A 23543-nucleotide genomic window follows, 5' to 3' on the forward strand; every position below is an offset into this window, starting at 1 on the left:
CTTTATGAGATGAGAAAGGAAAAAGATGAATATTCTTTTGGCAGGAGGCTCCTGTAGTCTCGTGGATAGTCTGATTTTGAAGCTTCGCAAGGAAGGACATAGAGTCTATATACTGACCGGAGATAAATACAGACACAACAAATACAAGAAAGTATTCGAAAAATATGAATTTCCATATGACAGTGAAAATCTGGGGGAAATTGTGCAAAGCGTGAATCCGGATGTGACCATTCTTATGGGAGCATTTGATACAAACTATTCCTGGAATGAAGCAGAACAGGAAACGGTTCGATTTACTTCCCATTTGATGAACATTCTGGTTGCACTCTCAGCAGCTAAGAAGGGAAAAGTGATTTTTCTGTCATCCGACGAAGTATATAGCGGAGATTACAGGGATGAAATCATAGAAGAAACACCGACCTCCAGTGCTGGATTGCGTGCAGATACCATTGCCCAGGCTGAAGAAATCTGTGATAATTTCAGACAAAAAAGGAATCTGGATATTGTAGTGCTGAGACTGGATCATCTTTACAGTATTCCCAGAGACAAAAAAGATATCAATAATATTTGTGCGCGTATGTGCCTGGACTGTATGCGCAATGGATATATAGAGGCCAATGAGAAGCATTCCTTTTCTCTTTTATATGAGGATGATGCAGTAGAATTTATTTATCAGGTGGTAAAAAATAAACTTCATGAGAAATTTTTGTATCAGCTGTCCTCTGATCATGTGGTAAGTGAACTGGAACTGGCTTCAATGGTTCAGAAAGCTATGAATAGCACAGCAAATGTTATTACAACTTCAGGTGATATAAGCAGATGTGTACTGTCCGGGAAATGCTTTGAAAAAGAATATGGCGTGCATGCGTTTGCAAAGCCGGATGAGATCATTGAGAAAATGGCAGCATATATGCTGAAGCATAAGGCTGTGTTTGTGGAGGAGGATCAGCTTCAGCTGTCCTGGTGGCAGAAGCTGTGGAATAAATGGAAATGGCTGTTAAGTGTGCTGGTTCCCTTTGCAGAAAATCTGATATGCTTTATTCCCTTTTTTATGTTGAATAACCGAACAGTTGGAAGCAGGTATTTTGCCAATCTGGATCCCTTTCTTTTATATGTTCTTCTGTTTGCTATTATATATGGACAGCAGCAGGCTACCTTTTCTGCCATACTTGCAGTAGCCGGATATATGTTCCGCCAGATGTATACAAGAAGTGGATTAGAGATCCTTCTGGATTATAATACTTATGTATGGGTGGCACAGCTGTTTATTTTGGGACTGGTAGTAGGATATATGCGAGATCAGATCCGAACAATGCGCATGGAGAGTCAGGAATTGGAGGAACATTTATCCAGACAGATTGCAGATATCAAGGACATTAATGAGAGCAATGTTCGTGTAAAGGGAGTTATGGAGCAGCAGCTGATTGATCATAAGGATAGTATTGGTAAAATTTACTCTATTACATCGAAACTGGATCAGTATATGCCAGATGAAGTAATTTTCTATGCTGTAGAAATGTTAACGAAACTGATGCAAACGAAAGATGCGGCTATTTATAATGTGGTGAATAAAGATTATGCCCGTATTTTTTCAGCAAGCTCGAAAAAAGCAAGGAGTCTTGGGAATTCCATCAGATATAAAGACATGACAGAGGTTTATGAGGCTCTGAGTGAAAAAAGAGTATATATCAATAAAAGGATGAATGATCAGTATCCGCAGATGGCGTGTGCAATTTTTGAAGATGATGAAATTCAGATGATTATAATGCTGTGGGGACTGAGCTGGGAAAAAATGACTCTGGGGCAGGCGAACTTCCTTACTGTAGTCAGCTACATGATTCAGAATGCAGTTCTTAGAGCTCAGCGTTATATTCAGGCTCTTGAAGCGCAAAGGTATAAAGAAGGCTCCAGAATTCTCAGCCCGGAGGCCTTTGAGCCGCTGGTTCAGGCATATATGAATGCAGAAACCAGAAATCTGGCAGAATGTGTATTACTAAAGATATGTATTTCACCAGATCGCCAGATGGAAATTGATGAAATAATGACAAGTCACCTTAGAGACAGTGATTATCTTGGTATGATGACAGACGGCAATCTGTATGTGCTTCTTGCAAACACAACCAGAGCAAATGCTGTCTTTGTTCAGGAACGATTTGACAGGAACGGATATAATACGGAGGTTGTGGAGAATATAGCAGTATGTCACAAAGAATGAGATATTTTATCCTTTTAATGCTGATAAATCTGGTGGTTGTTGTGATTTATCTGATCTTTGAGAACCTAAGAAGAAAAGAAAAATATGCCAGCATATGGATGAAGGCAGGAATGATGCTTCTTTGTCCGGTGGTAGGACCGCTGTTCCTATCAGGCTCCTTTTTACTATATAAGCTTTTTGCTTCGCAGGGAATGGATCTTTCGGATGTGGTATTTAGCAAGGAACGGACAGATACCCTTCAACGACCTGATGAGGATGTAGAAAAAAATATGGTGGCACTGGAAGAGGCTCTGGAGGTTTCAGACAAAAAAAGCCTGCGAACACTTATGATGAATGTGATCAGAGGAGACTATAAACATTCTCTTTCCGCTATTGCCCTGGCGCTAAACAGTGAAGATTCAGAAACTGCTCATTATGCGGCATCGGTTCTTCAGGAGGTATTAAATGATTTTCGTACAGGCGTTCATGAAAGATACCGTCTGTGCCTGGTTGAGGACGAGAAGCAGGCAGAGAACTGTATTCATCTGATTGAGTATATGAATCCTATTATAGAGCAAAAGGTACTTACAGATCTGGAACAGCATTCTATGGCAGAACGTATGGATGAGGTTCTGGAAAAGGCATGGATTTTGGATTCTCAGAAAATCAGCAGTACGATGTATGAAAAGATATGTCAGAGCCTTCTGGACGTAAAGGAATATGAGACCTGTGGTAAATGGTGCCAGCGTTCCATGAAACAATATCCAAGAGCCTTGTCCAGCTTTACTTGTCAGCTGAAGCTGTTTTATTCCTGCAATGACCGGGATAATTTTTTTCGTGTAATGGATGAACTAAAGGAATCAGAAATTGCCATTGATAATGAAACTCTGGAAATGATCCGAACATTTATGTGAAATAAAAAGGACGGAAAGAAACAATGGTTTCGAAAAGAAAATATTTCAGTATTGTAATTATGATGCTTGTACTGCTGTTTTTATTTCAGTTTTCAGTTGTTATGCGAGATCAGCAGAATGCCTATGATACGAACTCCTATTTTTCACCAAAGGCAGCAGATGGAAAAAATGAATGGAAGGCTTCAGCACAAGAGGGTACAGAAGCTTTTGAGAAGCGGAAAAAAATCGTTTTTATAGGGGATGAATCCTGTGATATGGCAGTAGCAGTAAGCAGATGGTGTACCTATGCCAAAAGAGAAATTTGCTTTGAGAAATCTGCATCAGATCTGAAGGAAAGAGCAGAAGAGCTACCGGAAATGATTATTCTGGAATCTGAAAAGCGTGCGATTGGAAATGATCTGAAGGCTTTGAAAAAAATGGAAAGCCAGGGAGTCATAGTAGTATTTGGCTGTCTGGAAAATCCGGAACTAATACAAGCCATTCCTAAATTAATGGATTTCCTGGGAATTAAAAAAGTTGCTGCTAATGAAACGACTCTAACCGGGGTAAAACTGTTTGATGGACTTTTGCTTGGCGGAAGTGTGGTTTATGAAGCTGGTAAGGAAGAGGATGAAAAGGAAAGGCAGGATTTGCAGCTGAAGGTTCCATGGTACCAGCTTGGAAGCGGAACCACAACTTATATGATGGGACTGCTTAATGAAAGCTCTGGTGAAAATGTGAGAAATGAAGAGCTTCCAAGTCTGATCTGGAGAAACGGACTGAATAATAGCAGTGTATTCGCAGTAGTAGGAGATTATATGAAAGACAGCACAGCTCTTGGGCTTCTTGACGGTATGCTTGCGGAAGGCTCAGAGTATACTCTATATCCCGTAGTAAATGCACAGAATCTTTCAATGGTGAATTTTCCTGTTTTTGCAGATGAAAATAATGAAGAAATGCAGAAGCTTTACAGCCAGTCTATGACTGGAATTGCCAGAGATGTTATGTGGTCTTCCCTGATTTCTATTGTGGAAAAAAGCGGCAGGAAAATGACTTGCTTTATTCAGCCGCAGGCAGATTATGAGGATGGCATAGAGCCAGATGCCCGGAACCTGAAATTCTATCTTCAGCAGATGAAAGAACAAAATGCGGAAGCAGGACTTTCTTTGCAGTATCAGAATACAGCTTCTTTTGAAGAAAAACTGAAAAAGGATGCCGAATTTTTTCAAAATGAAAATAGCAGTTATATATATGGAACTGCCTTTACGGAAGCAAAAAATATCAATTATGTTCTGCAGCTGGAGAATACAGAACTGCTGAAAAATGTAAGTACTTTGATTTGTGAATACACAGAAGAAAAACCTGTACTTTCTTACTGCTCAGATTTCGTAACGCTGCAGTCTGTTACAAGCGATGGAATGAATTATACATACAGTGACGATATTCGTATGAGAAGTATTCAGAGTGCGCTTGGATATACAAATGTTATGCTGAATATGTATGATATCTTCTGGCCGCAGAAGGATACCGACCGCTGGGAAATAATGCAGAAGCGTTTTTCCAGCAACCTTCTCACATACTGGAAAGAGTTTTCCTGTTTTGCAAGTACTACACTTTCAGAGAGTAATACAAGAACCAGAACATTCCTGAACCTGGATTACAGTGAGCAAAGAGAAGAAAATAAAATAATCCTGCAAACCTCTTTGGCAGGAAGTTGGTTTATTCTCAGAACACATGGAGAGGAAATCGCAGATATACAAGGTGGAAGCCAGATAAAAATCCAGGAGGATGCCTATCTGATCTGCGCAGAAGATACAACGGTGGAAATAAAATTGCAGGAACGGTGGAGAAAAAAATGAAGGTTTGCATTGTGGCAGAGGGCTGTTATCCATATGTGGTCGGCGGTGTTTCCGGTTGGATCAACAGCCTGATTCAGTCATTTCCAAATATTGAATTTATTTTATTAACAATTATAGCGAACAGATCTTCAAGAGGTAAATTTGTATATGAACTTCCGAAAAATGTAACACAGGTGTATGAAGTTTATCTGGAGGATTGTGAGTGGAATAACGGGAAAAAAAGACAGAAAAACAGGAAGCATATCCGTTTGTCGAAAAAAGAATATGCAGAGATGCTGAATATGGTTCTGAACAGAAAAACAGACTGGAATATTCTGTTTGATTTGTTTCAACGCAAAAATCTGTCCATAGATGATTTACTGATGGGGCCGGATTTCTTTCAAATTGCCAGGGAATGCTACAACAGAAAATATTCTGGTATTATATTTTCTGATTTTTTATGGACCTTACGCTCTATTTATCTTCCTATGTTCTGGGTATTAAAGATGAATATACCAAAGGCGGATCTTTATCACTGTGTGGCAACCGGATATGCAGGAGTCCTTGGAAGCATGGCTGTTCATTTCCATGACAGTTCACTGTTGATCTCAGAGCATGGAATTTATACCAGAGAGAGAGAAGAAGAACTGATCAAGGCTGAGTGGGTAAAAGGAGCTTACAAAAATATCTGGATTGAACAATTTAAAAAGATGTCTTTGCTTGCCTATGAAAGGGCAGATATTGTTACCTGCCTGTATGCTCGCGCCAGACTGCTTCAGATGGATCTGGGATGTCCCGAAGAGAAGATACGTATAACTCCAAATGGAATAAATGTGAACGGTTTTCTTGAAATTCCGGGAAAAACCGAAGAGGATCAGGATGCAATAAATGTGGGAGCAGTTCTTAGGGTAACACCGATTAAGGATGTAAAGACGATGATTCAGGCGTTTGCCTTTGCGAAAAAAAAGGTACCGAAGCTGAAGCTATGGATTATGGGCCCAACCGATGAGGATGAGAAATATGCCGGGGAATGCTTTGATCTGGTAGAAACTCTTGGAATTAAGGATATTATATTCACCGGCAGGATCAACGTGAGGGATTATATTGGAAGAATGGATTTCACCATTTTGACCAGTATCAGTGAAGGGCAGCCGCTTACGATTCTGGAAAGCTATGCAGCAGGAATACCTGTAATTGCTACTGATGTGGGAAATTGCCGGGAACTGATTTTTGGAAATAATGACGGACTGGGTGACGCCGGAATTCTTACCCACATTATGAATATTGAGGAGATTGCGCAGGCAATGATAAAGCTTGCCGAGAATCCAAAAGAACGTGAGCGAATGGGGCAAAACGGTTTGCGGCGGGTAAACGGATTTTACAGGATTGAGCAGATGAAAGAGGTTTACAAAGATATTTATAAAGAGTTTGCAAAGAAACACGGGCTTTCCTGGTCAGAAGAGCCTTTTGAGATAAAAAACTGACAAAGTGCAGGATGGAGTACATGTATGGCTGGAATTGGTGTTAAGTTAAATAATATATATGGAAAAAATACACTGACAACGGATATTATAGGAATTGGATATAGTACAGTAGTGACGATTGCACCTATGCTGACCGTGATCGGTGCCCTTTGTTTTATGGAAAAGCTTCTGGGATTTGATTCCGTGGGTTATACAACAAGAGAATTGTTCTCCTGCACGGTGCTTTACATTTTTATATTTGCGCTGCTTACAGCCTCTCCTTTTAATTCTGTATTGTCCCGCTATATGTCAGATGTGATTTATCAGGAAACCTTTGAGGATATTTTACCCTGTTATTATGTTGGGATGATACTGAACATTACGCTTAGCTCGTTAGTGGGAATTGCTTTCTGTGTACATGAATATCTGGTGGGAAAAGTAGACATTATTTATGTGTTTACAGGGTATTGCGGCTATATTGCCTTAGTTCTGGTGTTTTATTCCATGTTGTATCTTTCCATATGCAAGGATTATAAGAAGATTTCCTTTTTCTTTATAATCGGTATGACAGTTACTGTATTGCTTTCCTTTTGGTTTGTAAGGATTCTTTCCTGGAGTATTACTTATGGGATGCTTTTGGCATTAACCATTGGATTCTGGCTGATTGCCTGCCTGGAATTTTCGGTGGTGCGCAGCTATTTCCGCGAAAACAGCGGGAAATACAGGGAGGTCTTAAAATATTTCCGAGATTATTGGCCGCTGGTAGCTACCAATTTTCTTTATACCTTAGGACTATACGTGCACAATTTTGTATTCTGGACAACAGACCTTCGCAAAATAGTAGTCGAAAGCTTTGTTTGTGTGACAACATATGATATGGCCACCTGTCTTGCCATGTTTACAAATATTTCAGCCAGTGTTATTTTTATCAGCAGGGTGGAAATGAATTTTCATGAAAGATATAAGGCGTATTCAGAAGCGGTGATTGGAGGCAGAGGGGCAGATATTGAGATTACCAAAAAGAGAATGTTCCGAATGCTCTCAGAAGAACTGATGAGTCTTGCCAGAGTGCAGTTTATTATTACACTTGTGATTTTCCTGCTGTGCATGATTTTTCTTCCACAGCTTGGATTTGGAGGAATGACCTTAAGGATTTATCCGTGCCTTTCTGCAGGATATTTTATTTTGTTTTTGATGTATGCGGAAATTATTTTTCTATATTATTTTAACGACTTGACAGGTTCTGTACTGACTGCATTGTCATTTTGTGCAGTGACCTTTGTGGGAAGCCTGATTTCCACACATTTTTCGGAGGTGTGGTATGGAATGGGACTAACTGCGGGAAGCTTTACGGGATGGACGGTAGCATATTGGAGATTGCGTTGGATGGAGAAAAATCTGGATGTGCATATTTTTTGCAGCGGACATTTGCTGAAGCAGCAGAAGGGTGAGTGCCCGTCGCCAAAGGTATTTGACCGATACGAAGGATAAAGGAGGATAAGGAAGTGGATATTGGTAATTTATTGAAGGCTTTTATAATTATTTTGGGAGTTGTTCTCCTTATGAAGGCTGTGTTCTCTCTGGCAAAAAGAAAAATGACAGAACCATTTTGTCTGGTCTGGGCTATTTTGTCCTGCCTGATGATCATAGCCGGATTACTTTTACAGCCATATCAGCTGGATCATTATGTGAGTAAGCGAGTCCTGATCCTGATTTTGCTTATGGTTTTAAGTGCTGTGTGGGGCTTGTGGTTTATCAGTACCCAGGTATCCATTCTTATGCGTAGAAATCAGGAGCTGGCTATGCAGCTGTCCCTTCTGAACCAGGACAGCGAGAAGCTTATGAAAGAACTAAAAGAGATAAAAGAAGCGATGAATAAAGAATCCTTAAGGAGTGATGAGCGGTAGTATGAAAAAGGTATTGTTTGTGATCAATACACTGGGAGGCGCTGGCGCTGAGAAAGCCCTTCTGGAGCTTTTGAAAAAATTTACACCAGATCAGTATGAAACGTCACTGTATGTTCTCATGGACCAGGGCGAGCTGATCCATCAGCTTCCGGAGTATGTCAAGATTCTGAACAAAAGCTATCGGGATGCTTCTGTTTTATCTCGCTCAGGGAAAAAAATCCTGAATAAAAATATACTGAAGCGGCTTTTTATCAGAGGGGCAGTATTTCGAAATTTTTCTTATCTTATCAAGGCTGTTTATACAATGGGGAAAAAAAGAAAAATATATCCGGACAAGCTTTTGTGGAGGGTAATGTCAGACAGTGGGCAGCAGCTGAAAGAACACTATGATATAGCAATTGCGTACCTGGAGGGTGGCTCTGCCTATTTTGTCCATGACCATGTACAGGCAGAAAAAAAGTGCACATTTTTGCATGTAGACTACGGATATGCAGGCTATACGCGTGAACTGGACAGGGAATGTTATCTGGATTTTGACCGGATTTTTACAGTGTCGAAAGAAGTAATGCAAAGCTTTCTTGCCGTTTATCCGGAATGTACATTAAAAACAAGAGTATTTCATAATTTGATTGATCAGGAAGAGATAAAACGAAAATCGCTTCTTCCAGGTGGCTTTGAAGATTCCTATGATGGAAAAAGAATACTTACTGTTGGCAGGCTGACAGCGCAGAAAGCATATGAGATCTCTATAGATGCCATGAAGCTTTTGAAGGATCAGGGAATAAAGGCCAGGTGGTATGTGCTTGGAGAAGGAGAACTGCGGGAAAAGCTTCAGGAGAAAATACATAAGCTTGGTCTAGATAAGGAATTTATTTTGCTTGGAGCAACAGCGAATCCTTACCCATATTATGCACAGTGCGATCTTTATGTCCATGCAACCAGATTTGAGGGGAAGAGCATTGCGATTCAGGAAGCTCAGGTTCTTGGATGTGCAATCCTTGTCTCAGATTGCAGCGGAAATCGGGAGCAGGTTGTAGAAGGTGTTGACGGAATGATGTGCAGTTTGACACCGGAAGCGGTATGTGCGCAGATAAAACTGCTTCTGGAAGACGAAAAGAAGCGTAAAGAGTTGGGGAAACGGGCATCTGTGAAGCTAATGCCGGAGCAGACGGATGTAATGAAATATTTTGAATTTTAACGAAAGAAGTGAACATAGATGGAAACCAAGAAAGAGTTATTAATTATAATTCCAGCTTATAATGAAGAAAAGACAATCGTAAATCTTCTTCAGCAGCTTGAGCAGCCGGAAATTGCATCTATTGCAGATATACTGGTTATGAATGATGCTTCATCGGATTTTACAAACTGGGTTGTAAAGAAGAGAAACCATGCAGTTGTCACACATGTGTTTAATCTTGGATATGGAAGCGGACTGCAGCTTGGATATAAATATGCAGTTCGTAAAAAATATCGTTACGTAATACAGATGGATGCAGATGGTCAGCATGATGTCTGCAATATTCCTATACTATATAAAGCATTGAAAACCCCGGATGCAGATGGGAATTTTCCGGATATTGTGCTGGGTTCCAGATTCATGGACGGCAGCACGGAGTTTCCTGTTTCCACAGTTAAAAAGATTGCGATCGTATGGTTTCGGACACTTCTGAAGCTGGGGACTGGCAGAGATATTACAGATCCAACTACAGGACTTCAGGGATTGAGCTGGAGAACCTTTCTTTTTTATTCCAGATACAATCATTTTGATGACAAGTATCCGGATGCAAATATGCTGATGCAGATGCTATTGCTTGGTTTTCATATCAGGGAGATTCCTGCTGTAATGCATCTGCGGACAACAGGAGTAAGTATGCATTCAGGACTGAAACCGTTTCTCTATATGTTTCGAATGACTTTTTCCATATCCTCTGCATGGCTTCGGGAGAAGCTTTTGAAGATGGATACCAAGGAAGTAGGTAATCTGAAAAAATTTTAGGCGGTGTCAGCGCTTAGACGAAAGGATTGAAGAAGTTGGAATCAAAATCCCGAACAGAATATTCTGTTATGAATACAACCGTTGCATTTGCAGCGCAGGCCGCGGCAATCCTTATGGGTTTTTTTACCAGGGTAATCTTTACCAGAACCTTAAGTGAAGGATATGTAGGGATTAACGGCCTGTTTACGGACATATTAAATATATTGTCCCTGTCAGAGCTTGGCGTTGGGACTGCTATTACCTATGCCCTTTATGGACCTATTGCGAAAAAGGACATAGAAAAGCAGCAAATCCTGATGCGGATGTTTCGTACCTTCTACAGGATGACAGCAGCTTTTGTGCTGACAGCAGGTCTTTGTCTCATTCCATTTCTCAATGTACTGATGAAGGACCGGCCGGATGTTGATCATCTTGTACTGATTTATCTGCTGTATTTATTGAATTCTGTAGTTTCTTATCTGCTGATTTACAAAAAAACGCTGGTGGATGCTCATCAGATGAATTATATTACAGTCCTGAATCATAATGGCTTTCTGGTACTTCAGGATATCTGTCAGATTCTTGTGCTTCTGACTACCGGGAATTTTGTTTTGTTTCTGATCGTGGCTGTAGTATGTACCATTTCCGGCAATATATGTATGTCCAAAAAGGCTGATGCACTGTTTCCCTATCTTAAGGAGCCCTGTACCAAAAAGCTTCCCAAAGAAGAACGCCAGGATATTCTGAAAAATGTGAAGGCTATGCTGATGCATAAGCTGGGAAATGTAATTGTCAATAATACAGATAACCTTCTGATTTCCAGCTTTGTAGGTGTTGTGACTGCCGGAATTTATTCAAACTATTATCTGGTAATCGGTTCCATAAGACAGGTGCTGGAGCAGGCACTTCTTGGAGTGGCAGCCAGTGTGGGAAACCTGGGAGTTACAGAGGATAAGGAACGTGTAGGGAAAGTATTTGACCAGCTGTTTTTCATGGGCTACTGGGTCTTTGGCTTTGCAGGAATCTGCCTGTTTGAAATGCTGAATCCGTTTGTGGAGCTGGCATTTGGCAGTCAGTATCTGTTCCAGCGGGAAATCGTGCTGGTTTTGTGTATTAACTTTTTTATCAATGGAACAAGACGTGCAGTATTGATTTTTAAAGAATCCATGGGATTGTTCTGGTATGACCGGTATAAGGCCGTTGCTGAGGCTGCTTTGAACCTGGGAATATCAATTGCCCTGGTTACGCACTTTGGCGTTGTTGGCGTTTTTGTAGGAACCTTTTTCAGTACTGTGCTTACCTCCGTGTGGGTAGAGCCCTATGTGATATACAAATACAGGCTGAAAAAACCGATATCCACATTTTTTATAAAATATGGTGTATATCTTGCCGTAATGGCTTTCGTATGGTGGATAACAGAGCTTATATGCAGGCTTTTTACAGGCGGGCCATTTGTCTCCCTGATCTACAGAGGGATTATCTGTGTGACCGTGCCAAACCTGCTGCTTTGGGTGGTTTACAGGAAAACAGAAAACTGGAAAAAAATGGAAGGGCTTTTACATCATGTTCTCAGAAAAATATTGCAGATTCGTGGGAGGAGGCAGTCATGACAGGGGAACAGGGAATGATATCTGTGATCGTACCAGTATATAACTGCGAGCAGTATCTGGAAAAAGCTGTGGAGAGCGTGCGCCTGCAGAAATACCGAAGCTGGGAGCTTTATCTGGTGGTCAGTGATTCCGAAGACAAAAGCTTGGAAATTTCCCAGGCCTATGCAGAAAAATATGAAAATATCTATGCGCTGTACAATGGCTGCGAGGGAATCGGAAGTGCCAGAAATCTGGGACTGCAGGCAGCCAAAGGGGAGTATATCCTGTTTCTGGATTCCGATGATTATCTGCCTGATGAACTGGTTTTTGATCGTTATGTGAATATTGCAAAGCAGACGGATACCGATATTCTGGTAAGTAATTACGTACGTTTATGGAAGGAGCGAATTCTTCCGGCGGCAACACACAGAACATTTTCAAGGTATAGCAGAGACACGGAGGAGTTTCGATTTTGCGGATTTTTTTCAGTGGGAACCCTTTCTTATGTATGGGGGAAGCTGTACAGGAGAGCATTCCTGGAAGAAAAGCAGCTGGAATTTTCTGAATTTCAGTATGGGGAGGATAAGCTGTTTAATATGCAGTGTTATTGCGCTGGTGCAAGATATGGGTTTATTGAGGACGTGGGATATGTTTATCGAAGGAATGAGGCGTCTGTTTCCTATCGTTATGATCCGGATTGCGGAAAGTGCTGGCTGGGAATTGCCGGGACACTTAAGAAATGGCTGAAGGGCAGGGAAGGGTATTTGTCCCGCTATGAGGATCTGATATGGTATACGATTCTTTTTGCTTCTTTTTTTGATGCCAAAGCGGAATATCAAAAAGGAAAGCCCTCTGTGTGGCGTATTCGAAAAATACTGAAGCTATATGGTCAGGATAAGCTTGCCAAAGAGAGCTTTGCAAAGCTTGCAGCGGAGAAAAGAAATTTGCAGCAAGGCTTATGGAGAATCATGGTACGTGGATTTTCTGTGGGAATGAAGCTAAAATGCTATTTGAGTCTGGCATTTGGTATTAAGATACTGGTTAATAACAGAGTGGATGAACGGCTGTCGGATACCGGTCTCAGAGAATAAAAACAGTGACTCCGTTTCAGGAATCACTGTTCTCAAATATTTTGATCAGCTTTGTCTTCTGATTGCTTTTTTTAAAATCCCGGAGTGTTTCCCGAAGGGTTGTGTTTCTTACAAGATAAGTGTTTTTCATGAAACAGAAAAAAGTAATTATCCACAAAGCTGGCCACAGAACCGGAACGTGGCTGGCTTTTGGAAAGCGGACCTTCATCTGTATATGACCTTCCCGGAAGCAGGTGATCAGGTTGACCTTCTGGTAGGAGGTGCTTCCCACCAGTGTGGTGGAAACATCTGTACCCATATCCCCATCCTTCAGAATTCTGGAAATGAATGCTTCGCAGTCCTGGGGACTGTAATGAACCTGAGAATCTATTGTGTCAGGAAGGCCCAGATAGATGCGGCAGGTTTCCAAAACAATTTCATAAAGATGGCTGATCCGGGATTCCCTGCACCACGCATGAAGCTGATCAAAATGAATGTCCTGTTCATGCTTTCTGAGATAAAATACGAAATCGCAGAGCAGACGGATTCCGAAACCACTGTAAAGGTAATGCTTAAGCATGTGGTGGATCATGTAAAACACATACTGGGTAGGGGGAAGAACCGGGTATGGCTGGCCGTTTATGATGTCTGTATCAGGTTGGAGATTCTCAGCTGAGAATACCTGGTCTACAATCTGATTAGCGCGAGCATACTGGTAAATGCCTACTACGCGATAGTGAAGCTCAAGGGTAAAGCTTCGTCCCGTAGCTGGAAAGGTGTAACGGTAGGTTATATGGTGATCACTGAGTTCATGCTCATCTCTGTAGCCATTTTCCTCAAGAAGCTTTTTGGCTTTGGCCAGATCGCCGGGTTCTGGAAGATAGAGGTCAAGATCTCCCAGCTTTCGGTATTCCGGAACCGGATAATAATTTGCCAGACTGATTCCCTTAAGGAGAATGCAGCTGATGTTATGCTCCAAAAGAAGAGAAAGGGTGCGTCTGGTAAACTGCTCAATCTGATAGTAGTTCAGCATCATGCTTTTGGTTCTTTGAAGCATGACTGGATAGATGCTGGTGTGCCGACAGTATGGAAGCACAAATGGTACAGTGCAGTTTTCCTCTGCCAGACGGGCTATATCGGCTTTGTCTTCCGGTGAAACACATACAGGAAGTGCAGAGCCGGAACAGGTATTTTTTATGATTTTCAGGTAAGTTTCGTAGATGGACTGCATAGCGGACTCCTAAGTTACATGATAGTAAAGTATATCATGGTTGCCGGAAACTGGCAATGTTATGAAAAGATACCAGGGTCAAAAGGTCAAAAAACCTTTTGACCCCAACATCATGAAAATAAAGAGGTAGATATTGTGAAAAAAACAGCAGGGTATGTAATAAAAAAACTGGAAGAGGAATATGTTTTGCTGCCCACAGGAGAACTGGCAGAGCAGGTAAATGAGGTAATCTCTTTAAGCGAGACAGCAGGCTTTATTTATCTGCATGCAGATCAGGCAGCTTCTGTGGAAGAGCTGGCTGATCTGGTGAGCCGTGAATATGGAATAAAAAAGGAAGAGGTTCTTGAGGATGTGCAAATGGTAGTGGAAACCTTATGCAAAAGGGGCGTGCTGCAGCAGTCTGCGCAGTAAGGCTGTCAGCCGGAAGCATACAGGCCGTATGGGAAGCATGGTAAGCCAGAGAAAGGAAAGAAAACGGTAAAGTGGATTTTTGACAGAAAAATTTTTTCCATTCCGGATAAAGCCTACCAGCTTTCCACGTATCTGATCCGGGCGAAGAGGACCTTCCACCTCAGACTGATTGTCACCTACCATGTAGATCCCCTCAGGCGCAATGCGGCAGATGCGGTGCAGGACAAGAATACTATGATCCCGGCGATACAGAACCACATCATTTTTACGAAGGGATTCCAAAGCTGCCTGTTGGATCAGAGCTTCATCTCTGCCGGGAATGAAAAGAGGGTACATGCTGTAGCCCTGAGGCTTGAGCTTCAGGATATTTCCATCCTGAAGAAGCTGTTCCATATCTATTTGGTTTGAGCTGTCTTTTGTATTCATAGCTGTCCTTTCAAATATGTTCTAAAACTTTTAGGGAGATTCTGATAGGATCATTATAGCATTGGATAAAAGAATTCACAAGAAAAGGGATGGAACGTGTCTGAAAAACAGACAAAAATTATATGGAAATGGTGAGAAATTCCTATAAATACTTGACTTTGAGACATTTAGTAATTATTATAAAAACATAAAAAAAGGCATCAGAATAATAAAAAAGTATTTCAAAAGAGAGGAGATATTTATGATGAACACATATAAGAAACCTGTAGTATCTGTAGATTCCGGAATGGCAGAGGGTGTGTATGCAGCCAGTGGTGCTGCAGGAACCCTGAATGTGACTTATCACGGTGTTTGGGACAGATGGGGAACAAATGGCGGCAAGGGACTTGCAATGGCTAACTGGTCTGGCATAAATGGAACGATTACATTAAATGTTACCTTCAATGACACTGTAGATCAGGCCGAGACAGACAATGCTTCTGTTCAGACATCCTGGTCCGGTAACACTGCTACCTTTACATTTGCAAGTACAGCATCGAATCCGCTGACTATCGGAATTCATCTGAATCATGGAACAAGCATTGATGATCTTCAGATGACAGGATTTACTTATTCAGTGAACTAAAAAGAAGAGGCGCAGAACCCACTACGGATTCTGCGTCTCTTTTAAAATTCCCGCATCATTTTTTCAATTTCCACTTCATCAAGCACTTCACACTTTTTATCCCTTATAGCATAAACCCTTGTACAAATATTCAGCACGGTTGGGCGATGAGTTGTCACAATGCAGGTTCTTGGATAAGTATCCTGCATAATATTTCGAAGCACCTTGCGCTCTGTAGCTACGTCCAGTGCGGAGGTTGCCTCATCCAGAAGCAAAATGGGTGACTTGCGAAGCAGTGCTCTTGCAATGGAAAGCCGTTGTGCCTGCCCCTCTGAAAAGCCGCCGCCCCGTTCCTTCACAACGCTTTGGATACCATCGGGCAGCTGTTCCACAAAATCCCACGCGCAGGCAAGCTTTAGAGCTTCTACAATCTCCTCATCTGTGGCATCTGGTTTTACATTTCGCATATTTTCTGCAATGGTGCCGGAGAACATGGTGTTTCCCTGAGGTACGTAGGAGAACAGCTTTCTGGTGGACGGTGACATAGGAACCTGTTTTTCATGATTTTGCCCGGCACAGATATGGAAGGTGCCGCTTTGCGCATACAAAAGGGAAAGAATCAGCCGCAGCATAGTTGTTTTTCCCTCGCCGGAAGGCCCTACCAGAGCTACGATCTCATGAGGGTATGCTTCCAGAGAAGCGTCTGCGAACACATGAGTTCCGGAACGATAAGTATAGTTCAGATGCTCCATGGAAAGACCGAAGCCCTCTGAACGATATTTTTTTTCAAAAGTATTTACAGCATCATCCTGACTGTAATCCTCCTGGGGCATTTCCACAATGTCCATAAGACGTCCGGCGGAAATCGTCAGGGAAATAGCAGATGGAACCAGGCTGGCAAGAGAGTTTACAGAGCTTGTCAATGTGCCGGACAGAGACAGAAACATGGTCATGGTTCCGTAGCTGATAACATTGCTCCACACACGGTAAATTCCCCATCCATAGCAGCTGTAAGATACAATAAATCCCACAATGGACATAAGCACAGAGGTGAGAATGGACATCCTCTGAAATTCCAGGCGCATGCCAATGTATTCCGTTTGCAGGGATTTCAGCTTTTCTGTATAAAACTGGATCAGGTCAAAGGCCTTGATGGTCTGGATATTGGAAAAGGCTTCCTGGTTGAAGCCGTACATCTTGGCATTCATAGCAGCACTTTTTTCATTATTGTTCCGCATCCGCCTAAGAAGGGGACGGGACATCAGAGCACTGAAAGGAATTCCAAGAAGGGCGAATAAGGCAAAGGTGGGGTCATAGTACAAGACTACAGCCAGGGCACTGATGAAACGGAAGGTATAAATGATCAGGTTGGGAATCCAGTTCAGGATTCCGCTGGAGATATTGGAAGCATCTGAGCTCCAGCGGGTGACCAGGTCTCCGGTGTGGTAATCTGTCAGGGATTCCCAGTCAGTAATCAGTATTTTTGCAAAAATGTCGTTCTTAATCTCGGAATCCACCTTAAGGCTGATGAAGGTAGATGCATAGCCGGATGCCTGGGAAACCAGAATGTTAGCTATGGAAAAACCGATCATTGCAGCAAAGGTGGAGAGCAGCTTTCCGGTTTGATGTCCGGTGATAATGTCTACCAGATCCTTGGAAATCAGACTGGAAACCAGAGAAACGCAGGAGCCTGTAATTCCAAGGAGTGTATACAGAATCATGGATTTCCAGTAACGCCTTCCATATTGATAGATCCAGAGCGTTTGCCGCCACATTTTCTGCAGTGTTCCCTGCCTGAGATGTTTCCAGATCAGCTGGAGCTTATTTTTCATGGAGCACCTCCAGTTGGTCAATCTCTTCTCGGATGACTTTTACAGCAGACTGGTTTTTCGTACAAAACAAATGGAGTACGGGAACTCGATTTGCGATTTCTTCGGCAAAGAAAAGATTTTTGGTCAGCTGACTCTCTTTCCAGGCTGGGGAGATCATTCTTTGCATTACCCGGAGGATTTGGTCCGAGGGGGAAAGCTCTTCAAGATAATCTCTGGCAGGATCCTTGCCGAGAAGGACGATTCCTCCAAGCACATAGGTCTTTATGGTATAAATTCCGGAAGTACCACACCAGGGAATGCCGTAAACCATGATTCGGTTTTCATGGATTCCCAGAAGATTCAGATCACCATTGAGAAAGGGTGTGCCAAGAAGCTGATGCCAGAGCCCGGTGTGGGTGGATTTGCCCATGCCGGAGTGCCCGGAAAAAAGCCATGCCTTTTCTCTGTAAAGTATGGATGCTGAATGAATGGCAAACAATCCCTTTTGTTGTGCAAGAAACAAGAAAAACAGACGAAGAGCATGAAAAAGATTCTCTGTCGTCTGATCTGTGACTGCATTGGAACAGTAGAACCGAACATAGCTGCCGTCCAGGGTCATATGTACCTCATGAATATTTGACATCTGAGGAAACAAAACCACATAGCGGTCGCTGTTTTCAAAAATAGTCATATCCGAATTGCGAAGAAGCACCTGCCCATAATTGTGGCTGGCAGGGGACCTTGTTATAAATTCAATTTCCTGATCTGGTTCATCTGCCGGATGGTTAACATAAAAATCCGCAAAGCGGTCGCCAAGAAGCTGGACAGGACCGTAGAAATTGATAGAAAGCCCGGCAATTTTCATGCTGGCAGTGCATGCATGGGAAATGGGCTTAAGGCTTTCGGTTATCATTCCAAGAGCGGTCATCTGCGACAAAAAGTCATTGACATCATTTAAGACCTCCGGGAAAGCTTCTTCCCCAAGACCATACAGCCGCGCCAGCATTTCCGCCAGCGTTTCCGGGTCCGAACCTTCTGTATGCTGGATCACGTTCCACAGAAAAGTCCCGGTCTCGTTGAGAATCATTCCCTTTTTCTGATCCGCCATCTGCTGTCCGTAAGGAAGGAGATGACTGACTCCTTTTATTTTTCGAAGCGTATATCCGCGTTGACACTGAAACATAGTGAAAACAATTCCTTTCCTGTTAATGAAAGCAGGTAACTGTACAGTTACGAAATCAGATAAATTATAACATTGCGGCTCTTTTCGCACAAGAAAATAAGTGCCTGCTTATGGGGCAGACACTTAAGGGATAATAGATTGCAGCAGAAAATTTAATCCTCGTCCATCCATACCTTCATGGTCTTGAGAAGCTTCTGTTTCTGTGGGATTTCAAGCTTATGTACCTGCTCGGAAATCTCACGGTCCAGAGCGGTCTCGCGGTATTCGGAATCAATTCTGCCGATGAGGGAATCCAGGGAAATATTCAGCAGTCTTGCGTAGTAGATCAGGATACGCAGAGACATAGCGGTACGGTTGTTCTCCACGTTGCTGATGTAGCCTGGGGTTACGTTCAGAGCTCTGGCAACTTCTGCCTGAGTCAGCTTCATTTTGATTCGAAGCTCTTTCATTCGGGTTCCTAAATTTTCATAGTCGATCTGATTCATATTCATTCTCCAATCCGTTTTCAACCAGGGCAAAATATGGCATTCCCCGGGTATTTACGCTATTTATTCATAGTATAAAGTATATAGAAATTATATGAAAAATGTAAGCTGTAAATTGTATGCTATCTATTTTATAACTATATAGAAATTCCATGGTTACTGTTCATAGGTAATATTCCGCGAGGTGTTTTTTGTGAACAAAGTTCACAGAAAACCCGAGGATTGCGGCGCGAAATCATGCAAAGCATGATTTCTGTGCATCGCGAAGCGTGTTACTGGGCACGGAGTGAACTGTAACATTCCATGCACCTGCCCAAAGTCCTTCACGCAGGAATTTTTGACAATTATGGGAGAGGTCTTTATAATGAAAATCAACCTGGGAAAAAGAGGTAACAAATTTATGTATGATACATTTGAAATGCTGGAGGAGCTTCTGGAGCAACAGCAGTTTGAACTTCTGATAGAGGAAAATAAAATTCGCCTTGTATATTTGATGAATGATGCAGTAGAAAGCTTTCTTATTTTTGATAAAGTACGGCTTACAGGAAATTACCTGGAGGGTTATGAAGGCCCACTGAAATCTTCCCTCAGCGAAGAAGATGACCAATATGTGCTTTCCGTATGGCAGGGAGAAAATGTGGTGACTCTGTTTTTCGAAAACCTGGATCTGGAAGTGCATCTGTACAACTACGGGGAGATTGGCCACTTCTGGGTTCCCGGCTATGAATATTTAAGGCAGCTGGAATATCGGATTGCCATTGCAAGAGATAAGCTGGAATATCTTGGAGAGGAATTCTGCACGGAAGAAGAGGAAAAGCTGGTCCAGCTGGCTGATTTTCCTCCGCTGAATTATTGCTGTTATCCGGCAGTCCCGGCGAAATACATTGTGCCAAAAGAGGAGCCCTGGGTTCCCTCTGAGGCAGCTTTTGAGACTATGGAAGAGCTGGCAGAAGAGGTGAAAGACCGTTCTTTGCTGCGGCTTCTGGCTTTTTACAAACGTTTTCCAAAGCCAGTGATTGCCCGTTTGGTGGCAGGAGCTCTGCACCAGAACCGCCATACAGCTGTCATTGATCTTCTCACAGAAAAATTAAAAAAGGAAGCGGCCGTTTATCCGAACCGTTCCTTTGGTGAAAAAGCAGATCAACAGCTAAACAGCCTGCTGGAAAAAGCCAGAATGCTGCAGCAAAACCTGGCAGAGCAGGGGGTGAAAGCGGAAGTGCTGCGGGAAGAGCCTTTTACCACAGCCAGAGACAGCCTGGATTTTCAGGTATTTCTCATGATATGGAAAAAAGGCTGGCGAAACCGTAAGGTTGAAATTAAAAAGCTGACAGAAAAAATGTAGAAGCAAATGAGCCTCTCGCGGATAAAAATCCCAGTGGCTCATTTGCTTTTTACAGTTCTGAAAAAATAACAGATTGCCCATCCAATACTCATTCCTGCCGCAATTCCAAATGCAAACAAAAAAGTATCCCGACCATATGCCAGGGCCTGCATGGTGTTTCCCTCCATGATGCTGTTCATACAGTAGTAGAGCGTGCTTCCGGGAATCAGTGGGATTACAGAAGTAACGAAAAAGGAAGTGGAAGTTTCCTTACAGATCCGGGCAAGGATTTCCGCATACAGATCCGCAATAAATCCAGCCAGAAGAGTAGGCAAAAAAACACTTCCCCATATGGTTTTCCCAATAAGAAAAACCAGCCAGCTAAGAAATCCGCCTGCGCCGGCAAGGGGCAGATATTTGCTTTTCATATGGAAGAGCATTCCAAAGGCAACGGAGCCCACAGCTCCTGTGATCAGCTGAATGATGGCCTGTGTATTCAAAGTCCAAACCTCCCAAATAAAAGAATTGCGCCCATAAATCCCAGCGCCAGTGCTGCGGCAAGAAGCAGAGCCGCAATCAGCCGGATGATGCCGGACAGGGTGTCGCCGATGAGAACATCCCGAATGGCATTGGTGGACATCAGTCCGGGAATCAGAAGCATAATGTCCCCGATCATAATTTTGTCCATATGAAGCCCTGGAAAAAGAAGGACAGCCCCGCAGATCACACAGCCGGAAAGAAAGGATGCGGCGAACTGGAAGGTAACTTCGTTCATGCACACCGGACGGAGATACCGCTGGAAACTCCAGATCAGTATGGCAACCAGACTGGCAGTTACGGCATCCGGGATGCTTCCCTGGTAAAAAAGGGCGAAGCTGAAGGCTGCCAGAATACTTCCCGCCAGATTCAGAAGCGGCAGCGGTTTGTCGGCTTTGATCTGGTCCAGCTTCCGCTCCAGTTCCCTGGCGGAAAAAGGCTGTCTGCAGAAATGGCGGCTTAAGTCATTGAGCTGTTCTAACCGGGTGAAATCATTTCCCCCATTTTCACGAATCCGGCGTGTCTGGGTTCTGGCTCCGTCACCTGGAAATTCCATGGTGACGACAATGCTTGAAGTAATAACAAAAACGTTCATCTGGGTTGCACCGCAGGCATAGCCCATGCGGTTCAGGGTATCTTCTACACGAAAAATTTCCGCACCGCTTCCAAGCAGTGCGTCTCCCATATCCAGAAAAACAGGAAGGTATTCTTTTGCGGTTGGCATAGGGAAACTCCTTTTTTATAGGTGAAAAATATAAAACATCAGCCAAGTCAATGTGGCAGCTAGCTTTAGTATAAAGCCTGAGAGGGAAGGTTACAACAGATAAATTAGTGGAAAAAACAGGGAAACGAGAATCTTTTTCACTGAAAGGTTTGGAGTATTCCCTAATAACACAGATTGTGATAACATAGACTGCAGAAGATTCTGAGAAAATGCTTGCAGAGCAGTAAGTGAAAATAAGGTCAGAATCGGAACTTCAGGAGGAAAAACAAATGGCTTGTACAACAATTTTAGTTGGAAAAAATGCGTCTTATGATGGCTCCACCATGATTGCAAGAAATGACGATTCCGGAGCCGGACATTATACACCGAAAAAATTCGTGGTAGTTCACCCAGAGGAACAGCCGAGAAAATATAAATCCGTAATTTCCCATGTGGAGATCGACCTTCCGGACAATCCAATGCGCTACACCTCTGTGCCAAATGCGGTAGCAGGAGAAGGCGTGTGGGCGGCAAGCGGCGTCAATGAGGCCAATGTAGGCATGACTGCCACGGAGACCATCACCTCCAATCCCCGTGTGCTTGGAGCAGACCCGCTGGTGGTTTATCAGCCGGCAGAAGATGGAAAAGAAGAGGTAGCCGGAGGAATCGGAGAGGAAGATATTGTTTCCCTGGTTCTGCCATACATCCACAGCGCGAGAGAGGGAGTGCAGAGACTTGGCAGCATTCTGGAGCAGTACGGAACCTACGAGATGAATGGAATTGCCTTCCAGGATCAGGACGAGATCTGGTGGCTGGAGACCATCGGCGGCCATCACTGGATTGCAAGAAAAGTGCCGGATGACGTTTACGTAGTGATGCCAAACCAGCTTGGACTGGACGAATTCGACCTGGAGGACGCTCTTTCCCAGCAGGAAGAATATATGTGCTCTGCTGGCATGCGGGAATTTATAGAGAAAAACCACCTGGATCTTTCCATGGACGGCGTGCTTAATCCAAGAGATGCTTTCGGAAGCCATGACGATGCAGACCACGTTTACAACACTCCCAGAGCGTGGTTTATGGAGCGCTATCTGAATCCGAGAACAAAGGTGTGGGACGGACCAAACGCTGATTTTACCCCATATTCAGATGATCTGCCATGGTGCATGGTTCCGGAGAAAAAGATTACTGTGGAAGATGTGAAATATGTGCTGTCCTCTCATTATCAGGGAACTCCTTACGATCCGTACGCATCCTATGGCGACAAGGCACAAAGAGGCGCATTTCGTTCCATCGGCGTGAACCGCACTGATTTCCTGTCTGTGATCCAGATGCGTCCTGGAATGGAAAAAGATAGCAATATTCTGGAATGGGTTGCGTTTGCGTCCAATGCCTTTAATGTACTGGTGCCGTTTTATGCCACTATCGATACCACTCCGGACTATCTTTCCAGTACAACGAAAGAGGTAACAACAGACAATTTCTACTGGGTAAGCCGCATAATCGGAGCTATGGCAGATGCTTCCTACAGAAGCTCTGTATTTCACATTGAGCGCTACCAGGAGAGCGTTATGGCAAAAGGCCATCAGCTGATCAACCAGTATGATGCCCTTCTGGAAAAAGAATCTGACGCTGCCAAGCGAATGGCACTTCGCCAGGAAGCCAACCAGGCCATTGCAGATATGCTGAAAAAAGAGGCGTCTGCAACCCTGGATAAAGTGCTTTATGAGCTCAGCAACCAGATGAAAAATTCCTATTCCAGATCCGACGCTTAATAAAGTGGCAGGTGGCTTGTTATTAGGCTTTCCTAACAAAATCCGACGAGTTTTGCATACAAACAGTAGACAAATTTCGGTTTCTTCACTATAATAAAGTGAAGAAACGAATTTTGTCCCCGCAGGA

Annotated in this window: 21 protein-coding genes; 14 read left to right on the top strand and 7 right to left on the bottom strand. The window is 43.0% G+C overall.

Going from position 1 to position 23543, the window contains the following annotated elements; all coding sequences use genetic code 11:
• The first annotated feature begins 25 nt into the window (after positions 1 to 25).
• Genes OCV70_RS08280 through OCV70_RS08325 form a run of 10 tightly spaced genes read left to right on the top strand, consistent with a single transcriptional unit; the run spans position 26 to position 12950 of the window.
• On the top strand, positions 26 to 2215 hold the full coding sequence (locus OCV70_RS08280) for an NAD-dependent epimerase/dehydratase family protein (RefSeq protein ID WP_173766470.1): 2190 nt from the start codon (positions 26 to 28) through the stop codon (positions 2213 to 2215).
• Complete coding sequence (locus tag OCV70_RS08285; protein ID WP_244096223.1) at positions 2200 to 3108, top strand: hypothetical protein; 909 nt, start codon at positions 2200 to 2202, stop codon at positions 3106 to 3108. Before OCV70_RS08280 ends, OCV70_RS08285 begins: the two co-directional genes overlap by 16 nt.
• Before the next feature lie 23 nt (positions 3109 to 3131).
• A complete protein-coding gene (locus tag OCV70_RS08290; protein ID WP_173766472.1) occupies positions 3132 to 4946 on the top strand; it encodes a DUF2194 domain-containing protein in 1815 nt (604 codons plus the stop codon).
• Complete coding sequence (gene pelF, locus OCV70_RS08295) at positions 4943 to 6409, top strand: GT4 family glycosyltransferase PelF (protein WP_173766474.1); 1467 nt, start codon at positions 4943 to 4945, stop codon at positions 6407 to 6409. The genes OCV70_RS08290 and pelF overlap by 4 nt, the downstream gene beginning before the upstream one ends.
• Positions 6410 to 6433: 24 nt before the next feature.
• A complete protein-coding gene (gene pelG / locus OCV70_RS08300; protein WP_173766476.1) occupies positions 6434 to 7879 on the top strand; it encodes an exopolysaccharide Pel transporter PelG in 1446 nt (481 codons plus the stop codon).
• 14 nt (positions 7880 to 7893) lie between these two features.
• Positions 7894 to 8295: a hypothetical protein gene (locus tag OCV70_RS08305; protein ID WP_262579588.1), complete on the top strand. Its 402-nt coding sequence runs from the start codon at positions 7894 to 7896 to the stop codon at positions 8293 to 8295.
• A 1-nt stretch (position 8296) separates the two neighbouring features.
• On the top strand, positions 8297 to 9493 hold the full coding sequence (locus tag OCV70_RS08310; protein WP_262579589.1) for a glycosyltransferase: 1197 nt from the start codon (positions 8297 to 8299) through the stop codon (positions 9491 to 9493).
• An 18-nt stretch (positions 9494 to 9511) separates the two neighbouring features.
• Positions 9512 to 10291: a glycosyltransferase family 2 protein gene (locus tag OCV70_RS08315; RefSeq protein WP_173766482.1), complete on the top strand. Its 780-nt coding sequence runs from the start codon at positions 9512 to 9514 to the stop codon at positions 10289 to 10291.
• Positions 10292 to 10326: 35 nt separating this feature from the next.
• Positions 10327 to 11880, top strand: coding sequence for a lipopolysaccharide biosynthesis protein (locus OCV70_RS08320; protein WP_244096224.1), 1554 nt, complete (start codon positions 10327 to 10329; stop codon positions 11878 to 11880).
• A complete protein-coding gene (locus OCV70_RS08325; protein WP_262579591.1) occupies positions 11877 to 12950 on the top strand; it encodes a glycosyltransferase family 2 protein in 1074 nt (357 codons plus the stop codon). Before OCV70_RS08320 ends, OCV70_RS08325 begins: the two co-directional genes overlap by 4 nt.
• Before the next feature lie 16 nt (positions 12951 to 12966).
• Here the strand turns inward: OCV70_RS08325 and OCV70_RS08330 are convergent, their stop codons facing one another.
• Positions 12967 to 14160 carry a nucleotidyltransferase domain-containing protein gene (locus OCV70_RS08330; protein WP_262579592.1) on the bottom strand — a complete coding sequence of 398 codons (1194 nt, stop codon included), beginning with the start codon at positions 14158 to 14160 and terminating at the stop codon, positions 12967 to 12969.
• Between the two features lie 135 nt (positions 14161 to 14295).
• Here OCV70_RS08330 and OCV70_RS08335 point away from each other — a divergent pair, with 135 nt between their 5' ends.
• Positions 14296 to 14571 carry a PqqD family protein gene (locus OCV70_RS08335; RefSeq protein WP_021926643.1) on the top strand — a complete coding sequence of 92 codons (276 nt, stop codon included), beginning with the start codon at positions 14296 to 14298 and terminating at the stop codon, positions 14569 to 14571.
• Here the strand turns inward: OCV70_RS08335 and OCV70_RS08340 are convergent.
• On the bottom strand, positions 14533 to 14997 hold the full coding sequence (locus tag OCV70_RS08340; RefSeq protein WP_262579593.1) for a S24/S26 family peptidase: 465 nt from the start codon (positions 14995 to 14997) through the stop codon (positions 14533 to 14535). The two genes, OCV70_RS08335 and OCV70_RS08340, sit on opposite strands and share 39 nt — an antisense overlap.
• A gap of 241 nt (positions 14998 to 15238) precedes the next feature.
• On the opposite strand from OCV70_RS08340, the gene OCV70_RS08345 reads away from it, so the two are divergent.
• Positions 15239 to 15622 carry a hypothetical protein gene (locus tag OCV70_RS08345; RefSeq protein ID WP_021926641.1) on the top strand — a complete coding sequence of 128 codons (384 nt, stop codon included), beginning with the start codon at positions 15239 to 15241 and terminating at the stop codon, positions 15620 to 15622.
• Between the two features lie 41 nt (positions 15623 to 15663).
• On the opposite strand, the gene OCV70_RS08350 is transcribed toward OCV70_RS08345, so the two are convergent.
• The 3 genes from OCV70_RS08350 to OCV70_RS08360 form a co-directional block, all read right to left on the bottom strand.
• Complete coding sequence (locus OCV70_RS08350) at positions 15664 to 17433, bottom strand: peptidase domain-containing ABC transporter (protein ID WP_262579595.1); 1770 nt, start codon at positions 17431 to 17433, stop codon at positions 15664 to 15666.
• Positions 17423 to 18595 (bottom strand): PqqD family protein, encoded by a 1173-nt coding sequence (locus tag OCV70_RS08355; protein WP_021926639.1) that lies wholly within the window; start codon positions 18593 to 18595, stop codon positions 17423 to 17425. The genes OCV70_RS08350 and OCV70_RS08355 overlap by 11 nt, the downstream gene beginning before the upstream one ends.
• A gap of 152 nt (positions 18596 to 18747) precedes the next feature.
• Positions 18748 to 19080: a helix-turn-helix domain-containing protein gene (locus tag OCV70_RS08360; RefSeq protein WP_021926638.1), complete on the bottom strand. Its 333-nt coding sequence runs from the start codon at positions 19078 to 19080 to the stop codon at positions 18748 to 18750.
• A gap of 364 nt (positions 19081 to 19444) precedes the next feature.
• Here OCV70_RS08360 and OCV70_RS08365 point away from each other — a divergent pair, with 364 nt between their 5' ends.
• Positions 19445 to 20422 (top strand): DUF3878 family protein, encoded by a 978-nt coding sequence (locus OCV70_RS08365; protein WP_021925899.1) that lies wholly within the window; start codon positions 19445 to 19447, stop codon positions 20420 to 20422.
• 38 nt (positions 20423 to 20460) lie between these two features.
• Here the strand turns inward: OCV70_RS08365 and OCV70_RS08370 are convergent, their stop codons facing one another.
• Both OCV70_RS08370 and OCV70_RS08375 read right to left on the bottom strand, forming a co-directional pair.
• A complete protein-coding gene (locus tag OCV70_RS08370; RefSeq protein ID WP_207725596.1) occupies positions 20461 to 20901 on the bottom strand; it encodes a threonine/serine exporter family protein in 441 nt (146 codons plus the stop codon).
• Positions 20898 to 21662: a threonine/serine exporter family protein gene (locus tag OCV70_RS08375; protein WP_021925901.1), complete on the bottom strand. Its 765-nt coding sequence runs from the start codon at positions 21660 to 21662 to the stop codon at positions 20898 to 20900. The genes OCV70_RS08370 and OCV70_RS08375 overlap by 4 nt, the downstream gene beginning before the upstream one ends.
• Positions 21663 to 21931: 269 nt before the next feature.
• Here OCV70_RS08375 and OCV70_RS08380 point away from each other — a divergent pair, with 269 nt between their 5' ends.
• Entirely contained in the window at positions 21932 to 23416 is a 1485-nt protein-coding gene (locus OCV70_RS08380; protein ID WP_186901211.1) for a C69 family dipeptidase, read from the top strand.
• Positions 23417 to 23543 lie beyond the last annotated feature (127 nt).

It is taken from the genome of Blautia acetigignens (assembly GCF_025566865.1).
GTDB classification, from domain to species: domain Bacteria; phylum Bacillota; class Clostridia; order Lachnospirales; family Lachnospiraceae; genus Blautia_A; species Blautia_A acetigignens.